Origin of the sequence: Lederbergia wuyishanensis, from assembly GCF_022900255.1 — a bacterium.
GTDB lineage: Bacteria > Bacillota > Bacilli > Bacillales > Bacillaceae_C > Lederbergia > Lederbergia wuyishanensis.
Genome location: NZ_JALIRM010000008.1, coordinates 101103 through 113944, shown reverse-complemented (window position 1 = coordinate 113944; position 12842 = coordinate 101103). Strand labels below are relative to the sequence as shown.

The following is a 12842-nucleotide window of genomic DNA, read 5'->3' as shown; positions in this document are numbered from 1 at the left end:
CTAGTTAGCATTAATCGTCCTTCAACTATTAGTTAATTATTGTTCCACTATTAGCATCTACTTTAATTTTATGGTTTTCGTTTTGATTTGATAGTTCAACCACATAATAATCATACTTTGTATTAATATCTACTTTGGTCGCTATTCCTGGTGTAATATTTCTGGCAATCGCTATTGCTTCCATTTTAGATATCTTGGCATTTTGACCGATTTCTTGACGATATTGCTCAGCTACATTACTTAGGTCTTCCTTAATCTTTAAAACTGAGCCCGTTTTTGCATCTACCTGAATATCTATGTTGCTTGAGTTTTCATTGTCGATTACATCTATATGATATATTAAATGACCATTATCTTTATCCATTACTATATTCTTGACTGTTCCATTTACTTCTTTTTCGGCAATTTTGCTTGCCTCTGTCATTGACATCATGCTGCCTTTATTAGAAATGAAATGACTATCAGAGATGGAACCCATCCCAATTGCTTTTCCAATTATTATTAATCCAACAATGCTTGTTAGGAATATTTTCATCTGAATTTCCTCCCGTATTAGAAGATACTTATATCATAATCCGCTAAAATGAGGATATACAGTATAAAAAACTGAGAAATTAATGAGAAAACTATGAGTTATGTTAACCTGTTCACTTAAAAAGTCGCAAAACTGGCCAATCGTAAAAAAACACATGAAATTTCAAGAGTATTAATGTGACTTTTTTAAAAATAACTATTCAAAGGGTCATTTTCAAAGGGGAACTAATTATTAGATGGTATGTTACAAAATCCCTCATGTACAGAAATGCCCACCATCCTTTTTTCATGATACACAAAGAATAGCGGGCTTTTAGCCAAATAGTAAGGTAAATTAATCGTCCCAAGTAATAGACATAATTTCTCCTGAAATGGCATTTATTTGCACAGTTGCATCTTTATCATTTTCTCTATCAACTTCTACAAGGAAATACGTTACACCATTCGATTGTTCAAATTCAATGTCATCTACTTTGCCACTAACATTTTTTAGAGCTATTTGAGCAGCCTTCTCCTTCGTTAGTATTTTATTTGTCGTAGTAGGCTGCTTCCCTTTTTGTGTAGTAGACTCCATTATTTTCCCATTGAAAGCATCAATTTTATAGGTTGTTTCCTCGCTTCCTTGTTGGATAGAAGCGTAGTAATATGTTCCGTCATCTTCTACTTTCTTTTCTATATTCGTTATATCACCATTTTGCTGTTGCTTAACAAGCCCTCTTATTTCCGCCTCTGTTTTCATCGTATTCTCAGGCAAATTATTTTGACTTGTTCTTGTCAAGCTATCGACATCTCCAGTTTTTCGATTTACTTCTACTACATATGTTCCTGTCTCTAATTCGAATGTAACTTTGTATTTATTTTCTAGCTTATTTATTTGAACAACGTTTCCGTTATAGCGTTCCTTTACAAGCTTACTTGCTTCATCCGCTGATAGAGGGCTAGCTGATGTAACGATTTTCGTCAATTGCCAGATCACTACGAATAGAACAAGCACACCGGCTACCGTTATAATAAATATCTTCCCTTTATTTATTCTCATTCTTCTCCCCCCAATAATCGTTAAACAAAGTTTTTTATAAAAAATCACTCAATCTTATGTGGAAAGATAACAATAATATTAAAATAGGTACGATAAAATTATATAGGGTTACTCTGAGAATTTAATGAGAATTAACTAATTTAAGCAAAATTTTTGCAGTAGTGCCTTGTCCCTCAACACTATCTAATCGAATTTCAGCACCTATTGCGTTCGCAATATCTTTGGCAAGTGGCAGACCTAGTCCAAATCCGCCAGACTTTCTTGTTCTTGCTTCATCTACGCGAAAAAAACGGTCAAATACTTTTTCCAACTCAGAACCTGGGATGCCTATTCCGCGGTCAATGATTTCAATAACAGCATTTCTTTGATCAGTCCTTACAATAACTTTTATTGATTCTGAACTGTATTTATGGGCATTTTCCATCAGTATATAAAATAATTGTTTTAATTTATTTGGGTCCGTTTTTACAGTAACTTGCTGTTCCCTAATAAGGTTGATTTCACGTTTAAATCCTTCACGGAACGATATTACAGATGCTTCTATAAGTTCAGATAAGGAAATGGTCTCTATTTCTACCTTCCACTTCTCATCATGCCTTGCAAGCATGAGCAATTCTTGTGTCATTTCAATCATTCGTATCGCTTCTGAATGAATCGCTTCAACGGATTCGTCAAACAGCTTTGGTTCAGTATTCCCCCTTCGTTTTAAAAGTTCTGCGTAAGCTTTAATCACCGTCAACGGTGTTTTTAACTCATGGGAAGCATTCGAGACAAACTGTTCTTGCTTTTCATAATTTGTCTCTAATAAATCCATCATGTCATTGAAGGTGTCTCCTAATTGAAAAAGCTCGTTCTTAGATTCCTTTGGTAAAGGAATTCGCTTGAATTGACCGCTTTTTTGAATTTCCCGCATCGTATTGATCAGGGATGTAATCGGCTGAATAATAAAATTGCTTAGCAGCCTAATGGATAAGAGAACAGGAACTGTCGCCACTAATGTAACAAGAATTAATACTAGCTTCAGTGTTTTTAATATATTTTCTGTTGGCTCTAAATTTTTCGTCATTTGTAATTCTGCAACTTGTCCTGCCGTCCAAATAACCGGGATTGAAACAAAGGCATACGTAATTCCTTTATATTCAATAATTTTTTGTATATCCCGCCCGTTATAAGTAATAGGTTGATCACGAAGATCCTGTTGGTCAGGCGCAGTGACGGCAGCAATTACTTTGCCATCTGGCGTTACAATTTGCAGCATCCCATTAATCGGTACATACGCACGCAACAAGGTATTAGGTGTTATCGATGCTTCCGCTTCATTGATTCCTTTGCTAGTTTTTGCTGCTTCCGCCTCTGCACGAACCAATTCGCTTCTTTCCATCATGCTGCTAAATGATAAGTAAATTGCACCATTTATCACAATCAGTAGACAAATAAACATTACGCTTGTATATAAGTTAATTTTACTTCTAAGTTTCATCGCGAATCCTTTATTACATACCCTACGCCGCGAACGGTATGAATGATGGGCTGATCATATGGCTTATCAATTTTGTTACGTAAATAGCGGATGTACACATCAACAATATTTGTATCTCCATAATAATCGTATCCCCAAACCCCGTTTAGCAGTTGCTCCCTACTAAGGACTTGGCGAGAATTCTTCATCAAATAAGCTAGTAAGTTAAATTCACGAGGAGTTAGTTCAATGAAATCTTCTCCCCTTTTGACTTCTCGTGTTACTTCGTTCATTTTTAAATCAGCAAACTGCAGCAAGTGTTGATTCTGATCCACTTCTTCTTGTTTTCGACTTAATCTTAATGTTGCCCGAATTCGTGCCAACACTTCCTCAATTTGAAACGGTTTGGTTATATAATCATTCGCACCTAAATCTAAGCCCGAGACCTTATCCTCTACAGAGTCCTTTGCCGTAAGTAAAATAACTGGAGTATCCTCATCGCCAGAACGAATCCGACGAAGAACCTCTATCCCACTAAGACCAGGTAGCATAACGTCCAATAAAACTAAGTCCCAAGATTGTTCACGAAACATTGTTAAGCCTTCAAGACCGTCTAATGCTTTCCCAATTTGGTAACCTTCATACGACAACTCTAATTCCAATAATCGTGCAATTTTCTCTTCATCTTCGACAATTAAAATATTCGTTTTATCCATTTTTTATCCCTCTTTTAACTCTTATACATATACGATTAATTCCTCTTTTTGTATGGGTAACCTAAGTATACGCAGCAAATGTTTTTTATTTAGAAAAGTAACTATTCACGTTAAAGGACTCAAAAAGAGACACCTTACTTTAGGTTGCCTCTTTTTGTAAAATTCATTTGTTTTTTAGGATCTTTAACACCAAACCATCGATATCTACACTAAATTAGGCAAGGTTTTCCCCTAAAAAAGTGAGTAAAAAGCATCCCTTTACTGAAGGAATGCTATCGCAGATTTATAAATTTAAACAGTCGTTATTTCTATCCCATATTTCAAAGCTATTGAAATCAAATTTTGAATTTCTTGTGGGCTAGGAGGACCTATTGGAACAGGAGGTAATTCTTGAGGAACAGGTACACTAAGTTCCTTAACAAAATGTTCAAATCCAGAGGGATAAACAGATACTAGTACTTTTGCTGTCTCTGTGTTCAACTTGAAGGTATGGGAAATTCCTCTAGGAGCATATACATATGTTCCTGGCGAAGCTTGAATAACTGAATCGGCTATGTTGTAGATAACTTCCCCTTCAAGCACGTAAAAAGTTTCGTCTTCCTTCATATGAATATGGGGTGGTGGTTCAAATCCTCTTCGTTCTTCCATCAAAATAGTAGAGTATCTACCTTTCGTATCCTCTCCACTGACTAAGATAGAAGCCTTATTACCTAAAAACAAAAATGTGTTATCCTTGGACGACTGACGAACAAATGGCATCTCCAAAAAGTTCGACCTCCAATCTTTTAACACATAATTATATGATTATCAAAACCCAATTATGTTTTTAAGTTGGGGGTGACCACCTTTTTTCACTCGTATTCTTTTGCCTTTTTTAAATCACTATCTGCCAAGTTATTTTCTCCTATACTTCGATAAGCAATAGATCTAGCCATGTATGCTCTGAATACTCCTCGCCAATTCTCAATTGGTTTCAAAAATTTCGAGAGCTTTGTTCGCAAATTCGATGATTTCTTCAGATGTGGTTTCGGAGATTCGTTTATTCCCAAGATCTGCTTTAATAATCCAGTACCAGCCTCTTCCTTGAATGCAGTCATAGTTGTCTTCCTTATCAAAAAGCTCTTTTGCTTTCTCAAGAAAAATCAACCCTTTGGAAAGTTGCTTGTTAGAAATTAGAGTGACACCTTCAGAAAATATACTTTGTGCAATAGTAGCATTATTTCCAGATCGTCGAGCAGCCTCGGCTTCCATTTCACTGTATCTTAACGCTTCACCGACTTGTCCCATTGAACGATACATATTCCCCTGTCTAAAGAGGCATTGCGCTAATACTTCATAAGCATTGTTAAGTTCCTCACCTGACAGAGAAGCTAATAACTGATTAATTTTCATTTCAATCATATTGTAGGCATGGAGTGCTTCACTATATTTATCATTTTGTTCAAAAGTAATGAGGATTTCTTCCATTTTCTTTTCAAGTAGTTTAACTTCATGACTAGCCATCCGTTGAAGTATTCTCCCTTTATACATATATTTATTACATGATTATTTATCAAAAGCAGCCTGTAAGTTCTAGTCCACTAATATAATATCTTCGTTTCTAGATTAAAAGTTTCTCTTCATAAACAAAGAACTGCCTAAACAGTCCATTAGCTATCAAAAATAAAGCGCCTGTTAGCGTAAGTACCTTTCTTTACAAATTGTTTTTAAAACTTAAAAACAGCTATTGTCCAATTATGTTATAACGCCAATTATTGCACCGCATAAAGCTCCCTAGAGGATATTCAAATTCGCATTCAGATATAAACTGAAAATTAAGCTTCCGACAAATTGCATTAGAAGCGGGATTATCAATCGAGGGGAAAGCGTGAATGTATTTATATTTCTTCTCCAAAGATGCTTCTTCAACTGCTAACTTTACTGCTTTTGTAGCTATTCCTTTCCCTTGAAACGAGGGTAAAACGCTCCATCCCGTTTCATATACACTTTCATTATTCCAAGTAGTTTGCCAATAACCTACAGAACCAATTGGTTCCATTTTTGACAACAATATAATGCTAAACATTCGTCCTTTATTACCAAGCTCAAGATATCGTTTATGTCGTTTCAAAATCTGTTCCTTACTCTCTGATCCTCCAAGATGCTGCGTCATTTCTGGAGAGTTTATGCGAAGAAGCAAATCAAGATCTTTATCCTCCCAAGGCTTTAACTGAATGATATGGTTATTAGCATCCATATTTTCTACATCCCTCACTAATTAATATTTACTCATTTTTACGAGAGCTAAAAATCCTCTATTCAATGATTTTGTTGTTTAACTATCCTGCCTTGTTGGGAGCTCACATTGGTAGTGAACTATTGAGCTTTACTCATTTATCTAGTGCAATTTCTTAATTAAATTATTTCATATTTTTTTAATGCGAATTCAATGCCATCTTCACCAGATGTTTTTGTAATGAAATCTGCAACTTTTTTTAATTTTTCATTCCCGTTACCCATAGCTATTCCAAGCCCTACTAATTCCAACATATCTATGTCATTCTCACCATCACCAAAGGCAATAGCTTCAGATTTATCAATTCCAAAATAACTTAAAACCTTTGATATCGCTAAAGATTTAGACACCTCTTCTTGTAAAACATTTAATACGTAAGGGTGCCATCTTTTAAATGTAAGATGCGGAAACTTATGAATGTATTTTGCTAGTGCATCATCAGTCGCAAATAGGCACATTAAATATACATCTTCATTACAAATGTGTGGATTTATTGTAGGGTAAATATCTAATGATAAAGTTTCCTTCAATGCTAGTAATACTTCTTCGTATATTACTCCATTCATACTAAATTGTTCGTTATAATATGAAAGAGCGTGGTTCTCTACTTGTGAAAATTCAACCACTTCTTGGACAATTCTTTTATCCATAGTTATTTTATGTATTACCCTTTGCTTATGTTTAACATAGGCTCCGTTTGCTGTAATAAACGTATCTATTCCCATTTCCTCGATTTCCTTGCACATAGACAATGGTCTTCCAGTTGCAGCCACAACTTTTATTCCTTTGCTTTTTAAAGATTTTATTGCATCTTTAGTTTTAATTGAAATACTGCCATCTTTATGATGTGTAATGGTTCCATCAATATCGAAAAATACAATTTTGTACTTCATAAAAATCCCCTTTTTGTGAATATTTGGAGGAACGGATTTCCTTTTCGCTAAATAAATTCTACTTAGGGGTATTAAATCCCTTCTTATCATATCTTCTTACTCTAGACGAAAAAGCGATTGCCCTTATTGGACAATCGCACCCTATAGTTTAAGTTAATAATTCGCAATCAAGTTATATTAAAAGAACACACAATCTACGTAAAATTATAAGCACAGCTATTTTGTTACCTATTTCCCACTTTCATACGGATTTATTATTCCGAAATAAATTAAATCTTCATATTTTCCATCTTTTACTACCTGATCTTTCAGTATGCCTTCCTGCTCCATACCGATTTTTCCATTATTCTACCTGAAGCTGGATTGGACTTAAAATAACCTGCGAATACTTTAAGTAATTTCTTTTCCTCAAATGCAAAATCTATTAATGATATTTTAAAATCTATTAATCAAGTATTGGCTTATTTTCAATAACCCCACATCAACTGATGTCTCTATATAACCAACTATCTGATTGAACGTAAAAACATTAAGTTTTTCATTTAATAACTTCTTGTCGTAATCCATGTCGTCTAATACAAAAGGAACATATTTTTCAACATCTTTGGACTTAACCTCTTCCAAATCTAAAATTGCAGGAAAATGACTAAATGTTTTTCTCAATTCATCTGTAATACCATAGTGTTCTAATAATTTTCCATTTAGTAATCGGAAATCATTATGGTATAACTTATATAATCCTTCATCAGTATCCATTCTGTTCTTTAACCAAGAAAGATTAAAACCTCTAAGCCATATATCATCAGCAATTAAATGTGTACAATACCCTATTAAATAATCACCTTTACTTCCTACATGTGAACTATATTTATGTAAAAATCCTTTATAATCAACACTTCTTGTATAATCTTGTACTTCACCTATAAAGAAATGTGACAAGTTTTTTTCTTCGTGTGAAAAAACAGCATCTGGAGCAATGCTTCCAAGTAAAAATGACGTTTTATCTTCTATCGATAAAGCATCTGCGATTTTTTTACCAATAATCGAATGCATTATTCTTGAACCCATAAATCCCCCGTCCTTTAGTAGTTTTTTCAACAACCCTACTTCCTTATTTCAATAACTAAGTTGTAATCTCCTCCTTTTAAAAGATAGACCTTTCTTTCGAAAACAATTAAGACAATACAACCCAAAAATTAATGGAACGTTTCTAATTCAAATGTTGTCTAATAAATAGACACGTTAGATTAGATCCGGACTAAACAATAATGTCTATACCCATAGATTCATAGTAAAATAATGCCAAGTGAAAAGGAGGGGTCCAATGTCTATATTCAAATCATTTCATAAGAGTTCAGATTCTGAAGAGGTTTCCTTCGAAACACTTATCAAAAAAGAACAGGAAAAACTTTATAAGGTTGCCTTTTCATATGTAAGAAATGAGCAAGACGCATTAGACATCGTACAAGAAGCAATCATAAAGGGTTATCAATCTTTTGAAAGATGAAAGGATATTAATTACTTCTCAACGTGGATGACTCGCATTCTAATAAATACTGCTATAGATCATATAAGGAAGGAAAAGGACGTAATTGTTCTAGAACCTGACTGGTTTGATCCAGGACAAAATGAGGAAAACAATTCGGTTATAACAATGGACATAAACCTTGTATTCGAGCAACTAAAAGCTCCGCAAAAAACTTTATTATTATTGAGATTTTATTATGGCTATTCTATTTCAGAAATATCAGAAATACTTAGTAAACCTGAAGGAACAATAAAATCCCAGCTACATCGCACCCTTCAATTAGTTAAGGTAAAACTTGAAAATGGAGGAGATACATATGGAAAAGCTTCAACGAGATATTAAGAGTATGGTAGACAATGTAGCTATACCAACTGATAAACTTAATAAAACCGTCCATACAGCAATATCCCATGCAAGAAAACAAAAAAAACATTCACTCTTTAATAGGCAGCATGTAATGGTTAGCATTGCTTCTACTTTCGTTTTGGTAATTGCAGCTATATTATTTGCCACTAACTATCCAAAATCATCTGAGTTAGCAGAAGGAATTACAAGCAAACAAGGTATTGGACACTTTTCATATACTGATAGTATTTTTTACGCTGTCGGTGATGATGGGTTAAAAAGAATGGCAATTGAAGGAAAGGTTAAGAATTTATCACTAGAATCAGAAGATCAGAAGATAAAAGTTATTCTAAAAGAAGGATTTTTAGATAGCCATCAAATGGCATTGTCATATCGAATAGAATTTAATGATGAGGTTGCCAGTGCACTTGATAACACGACAATTGAAACTGAACTCCTAGTTGATGGTATTTCCAATGGTTATTCTGGCTTTGGTGGGATGAAAACTAAAGAAATAAGCGAAAAAGGTGATATCTTTTATTTCGAGACTTCTAATGGTTTCCCAACAAATCCCGAGCTGGAGATTCGTATTCATTCGATAAATGAAGTCGAAGGCAATTGGTCCTTCACTTTTAACTTACAAAAGGAAGAAGAGTATTTAACAAAATCAAACATTACATCGAGAGAGGATGATTCTGGAAATTACTTTTCCGTTAATAATGCGTACCTCACTCCATCTAAGTTAGTCTTAAACACAAAAACTGAAATTACATTAAAAAAAGCAATGCCAGCTAATAGTTATCTATTTATGTCTGTTGTTGCATTAGGACCGGATGGATATATTTACCTTTCAGATCCTTTAAGACAGTACAGCAACGATACTAGTGCATCATATGATCCAATTACTAATGATAGAAAAATAAATGAATTTCTAGAAATACCAAGAGGAATTAGTACTTATTCGTATAAGATTGTACCGTATATCGCAACCTATAAGGGCGAAAAAGTTGGTGAATACGAATATAAGTGGAATGAGATTACTTCCCCATTCAGTCAAGGAGCAATACTAGAAACAGACTCTAGGATTAAAGTTGCTGAAATTAAAAACGATACAGAAGAAACTGTTGTATACTATGAAACGGATACTCTATTACCGATTTTCCCAAAAATTATAGATCGTGAAAACGACATAATGCTTGACGCAATATCCTATAAAAAAGATGGAAAATTTATTGAAGTAACTTATCCAAAGATAGACAAACCTGAATCCATGGAGTTATTAATGTATGAAGCTACTTATAAAGTATTTAAAGATTTGGAGATTGGGATAGATTTCTGAGATGATACATCTTAACAAATAAATTAGGTTATCTAAAGCAAAAATTCAAGCATGAGAAGCAATCTTTTCACTAGCTTGAATTTTTTTATTACATTATCTCGGTTTATTACATCAAAAGTGCCTTCTAGATTATTGTAGAAACAAACTTTTTCACATTAATGGAACAAAAATCTTCTCTCCTGAATCTGTTACAACCTGAACACCATCAACTCACCCATTACTTGTTCTGCATACAAGATTTTAATCATACATATATTGATATTGAATTAGGACAAGTCATAAAAAATGTATTAATCAAATCGGAGGGATAGTCTTGAAAAACAAGGAAAAGGATTATCAAGGCAATACTCAAAACAAAAACAATATAAACGTTAATAACAACATCAGTTTTTCTATTAATTTAGGGGATTCACTAAACTTGTTAACCCTTATAGCAGGTTTGTTTATCATTAAAACACTCTCAAAACATTACAAAATAAAGAAGAAACTGCAAAAAAGAGCATAAAAGAAAAAATGTTTCTTGAAAATTTTTCTTCCAGTAGAATTTTTAAACTTTAGCATAACGATTTCTTAAGGATTTCTTCCCATTGAGATAAATATAGTAAGTGTCCTTCATCATCGAGAAATGACATGGTGGAATTCGTATACTTTTCCCTAAGATACTTAGATGTCGAAGGTGTCCATACGTTATCTTTCCCACCTTGCCAAATATTCACTTTAATATTGGATGAAAGTTTATTTAGGGTAATTTTTTTACACAATGCAAGAGCATCATAATATACAGCGTAACCATTATTATGATAAGCCTCAATTGCACCTTTTGTTATAACTAGTTTTATATTTGTATCATCTACAATTCTTTTATCTGCTTCAACCATTTGATTAATAGATTTTTGTACCGTAGCTTCTAAATTATTAGTTAGTTCTCGACTAAGTTTTCGAAAGAAGGATTTTGACATAAACGGAATATATTGATTCATGTACGAAATCATCTTCCAATTTGAAGGTAGGATCTTTTTAGTCTCTTTACTATTTAATGGTATTGCACTACTAACTAAGTTAAGAGAAATGACTTTTTCTGAGTACTTGTCCGCGAAAACTTGGCTAAAAAGTCCACCTGCCGAATAACCAATAACAGAAACTTTCTGAATTCCCTTATTTTCAAGTAATTCATTTACGTCATCTGCTATATCTTCCATTGTATATATCCCATTTAAAGTCGTATCTCCATATCCTGGACGATTCACTGCAATTAAGTGAATATTGTTTCTATCTAATAAAGTTGTATCAGGATGAATGGCACTTGCTGAAGAACCAAATCCGTGAAAGAAAATAACTTTATTCTCATTTTTATCCCCGTAACTCTTAAACGATAATTTACGATTATCTAGTAGATGAATATATGAATCTTTAAAATTGTTCACCTTATTTACCTCATTTCAATTTTCCCAATCACTTTAACTCTCCCGCGTTCACATACTAAGGGAATTGTTAAATTGAATATGTTAACTTATTTTAAAAAGTTAATGTGGAGACTATATAATTATTACTTATTCTGTTTATAGTTGAATTCTTCGACCATACTTGAAAGCTTAGTGATGGTTTTCCAATTTCGGACGGTCGCTGGAACCTCAAGCTTTTTTAGATTATTTGCGAGTTTGGAATTTCGAATGCTGTCGTAGAATAAAAGATAGACATCTCTACCATTTATGACACAGAGTTCTTTTTCATTTATATAAGGTAATAACTTGTCACTATTTACCTCGGAAGGGACTGCCTCCAATAAAGCAACATGAAGACACTCTCCTTTAGATGAAGCACTTGCTTCTGAGATCATTTGATCTGAAAAAGGAGATTGATTAACAATTTGCTGTAATTCTTCTGCTGTCCTAATGATAACACTGCTGGATATCCCAAAATCCTCTTCAATTTTATTATGAATTTTCTTTTGTAAAATCTCCTCAGGTTCGCTCGATTCAAAAAGGATGTTTCCACTTTGAATATATGTCTTAATGTTTTGCAGCCTCAGTTGTTCAAGGGAACTTCTTAATTCTGCCATTTTAATTTTATTATGTCCCCCTACATTAATCCCTCTAAGAAGTGCGATATATATGGTCATACTATTTCCACCTAACATTATTTTAGATTTACATATATAAATTTCCCGCGTCTTCACTACAACCAAAGGCCGGGTATCTTATTCTGTAAACTCCCAATCTGGATTCCAAACGACTTCCCATAAATGACCGTCTGGATCTTGGAAGTATGCAGAGTACCCACCCCAAAATGTTTCGTGAGGTGGGACTGTTATAACTGCGCCAGCTTTCTCAACCTGTTTTATTACCAAGTCCGCCTCTTCTTTACTAGAAACATTATGTCCGATAGTGAATTCAGTGGGGCTTGGTGGTGCTTGCCTCATATTTGTATCAAAAGCTATATCTTTTCGATTCCAAATTGCGAGTTTTAATCCCGATTGTAAGTCGAAAAATGCGACAGCACCATGCTCAAATTCTCTGCCTACTATCCCTTCTGTTGGCAGTCCAAGTCCATCCCGATAAAATTGCAATGATTTTTCTAAATCATCCACACCTAATGTAATGACTGAAATTCTTGGTTTCATATTATTTCTCCCATAGTAAAATTATTTTACTAAGCTTAGTTAACAAAGTTTAAAAAATGTCCTTCACAACTGTTAACAAATTTCGAACATCACG

At 33.7% G+C, this 12842-nt stretch carries 16 protein-coding genes; 4 read left to right on the top strand and 12 right to left on the bottom strand.

What is annotated here, in order from left to right; all coding sequences use genetic code 11:
• Nucleotides 1–28: 28 nt before the first annotated feature.
• The 9 genes from MT489_RS11895 to MT489_RS11855 all read right to left on the bottom strand — a co-directional run bounded on the left by MT489_RS11895 (nucleotide 29) and on the right by MT489_RS11855 (nucleotide 7984).
• On the bottom strand, nucleotides 29–535 hold the full coding sequence (locus MT489_RS11895; protein ID WP_244681774.1) for a PepSY domain-containing protein: 507 nt from the start codon (nucleotides 533–535) through the stop codon (nucleotides 29–31).
• A gap of 333 nt (nucleotides 536–868) precedes the next feature.
• Nucleotides 869–1573 carry a PepSY domain-containing protein gene (locus tag MT489_RS11890; protein ID WP_244681773.1) on the bottom strand — a complete coding sequence of 235 codons (705 nt, stop codon included), beginning with the start codon at nucleotides 1571–1573 and terminating at the stop codon, nucleotides 869–871.
• 121 nt (nucleotides 1574–1694) lie between these two features.
• Nucleotides 1695–3053, bottom strand: a complete 1359-nt coding sequence (locus tag MT489_RS11885; protein ID WP_244681772.1) for a sensor histidine kinase — start codon at nucleotides 3051–3053, stop codon at nucleotides 1695–1697.
• The gene (locus tag MT489_RS11880) at nucleotides 3050–3748 is read right to left on the bottom strand and encodes a response regulator transcription factor (protein WP_244681771.1); all 699 of its coding nucleotides are present in this window, start codon (nucleotides 3746–3748) and stop codon (nucleotides 3050–3052) included. Before MT489_RS11880 ends, MT489_RS11885 begins: the two co-directional genes overlap by 4 nt.
• 291 nt (nucleotides 3749–4039) lie before the next feature.
• A complete protein-coding gene (locus MT489_RS11875; RefSeq protein ID WP_244681882.1) occupies nucleotides 4040–4507 on the bottom strand; it encodes a cupin domain-containing protein in 468 nt (155 codons plus the stop codon).
• A 204-nt stretch (nucleotides 4508–4711) separates the two neighbouring features.
• Nucleotides 4712–5251: a hypothetical protein gene (locus MT489_RS11870; RefSeq protein WP_244681770.1), complete on the bottom strand. Its 540-nt coding sequence runs from the start codon at nucleotides 5249–5251 to the stop codon at nucleotides 4712–4714.
• A gap of 220 nt (nucleotides 5252–5471) precedes the next feature.
• Nucleotides 5472–5984 (bottom strand): GNAT family N-acetyltransferase, encoded by a 513-nt coding sequence (locus MT489_RS11865; RefSeq protein ID WP_244681769.1) that lies wholly within the window; start codon nucleotides 5982–5984, stop codon nucleotides 5472–5474.
• Nucleotides 5985–6142: 158 nt separating this feature from the next.
• Nucleotides 6143–6916, bottom strand: coding sequence for a Cof-type HAD-IIB family hydrolase (locus MT489_RS11860; RefSeq protein ID WP_244681881.1), 774 nt, complete (start codon nucleotides 6914–6916; stop codon nucleotides 6143–6145).
• 435 nt (nucleotides 6917–7351) lie between these two features.
• Nucleotides 7352–7984: a zinc dependent phospholipase C family protein gene (locus MT489_RS11855; protein ID WP_244681880.1), complete on the bottom strand. Its 633-nt coding sequence runs from the start codon at nucleotides 7982–7984 to the stop codon at nucleotides 7352–7354.
• Nucleotides 7985–8240: 256 nt separating this feature from the next.
• Here MT489_RS11855 and MT489_RS11850 point away from each other — a divergent pair, with 256 nt between their 5' ends.
• From MT489_RS11850 to MT489_RS11835, 4 genes are all read left to right on the top strand, one after another.
• Nucleotides 8241–8423 carry a sigma factor gene (locus tag MT489_RS11850; protein WP_244681768.1) on the top strand — a complete coding sequence of 61 codons (183 nt, stop codon included), beginning with the start codon at nucleotides 8241–8243 and terminating at the stop codon, nucleotides 8421–8423.
• A gap of 6 nt (nucleotides 8424–8429) precedes the next feature.
• Complete coding sequence (locus tag MT489_RS11845) at nucleotides 8430–8786, top strand: sigma-70 family RNA polymerase sigma factor (RefSeq protein ID WP_307415583.1); 357 nt, start codon at nucleotides 8430–8432, stop codon at nucleotides 8784–8786.
• Nucleotides 8761–10128 carry a hypothetical protein gene (locus tag MT489_RS11840; protein ID WP_244681766.1) on the top strand — a complete coding sequence of 456 codons (1368 nt, stop codon included), beginning with the start codon at nucleotides 8761–8763 and terminating at the stop codon, nucleotides 10126–10128. Before MT489_RS11845 ends, MT489_RS11840 begins: the two co-directional genes overlap by 26 nt.
• A gap of 313 nt (nucleotides 10129–10441) precedes the next feature.
• Complete coding sequence (locus MT489_RS11835) at nucleotides 10442–10633, top strand: hypothetical protein (RefSeq protein ID WP_244681765.1); 192 nt, start codon at nucleotides 10442–10444, stop codon at nucleotides 10631–10633.
• 49 nt (nucleotides 10634–10682) lie between these two features.
• On the opposite strand, the gene MT489_RS11830 is transcribed toward MT489_RS11835, so the two are convergent.
• The 3 genes from MT489_RS11830 to MT489_RS11820 form a co-directional block, all read right to left on the bottom strand.
• Nucleotides 10683–11552 (bottom strand): alpha/beta fold hydrolase, encoded by an 870-nt coding sequence (locus tag MT489_RS11830; RefSeq protein WP_244681764.1) that lies wholly within the window; start codon nucleotides 11550–11552, stop codon nucleotides 10683–10685.
• Between the two features lie 122 nt (nucleotides 11553–11674).
• Entirely contained in the window at nucleotides 11675–12247 is a 573-nt protein-coding gene (locus MT489_RS11825) for a DUF1697 domain-containing protein (RefSeq protein ID WP_244681763.1), read from the bottom strand.
• A 78-nt stretch (nucleotides 12248–12325) separates the two neighbouring features.
• Nucleotides 12326–12748 (bottom strand): VOC family protein, encoded by a 423-nt coding sequence (locus MT489_RS11820; protein WP_244681762.1) that lies wholly within the window; start codon nucleotides 12746–12748, stop codon nucleotides 12326–12328.
• Between the last annotated feature and the right edge of the window lie 94 nt (nucleotides 12749–12842).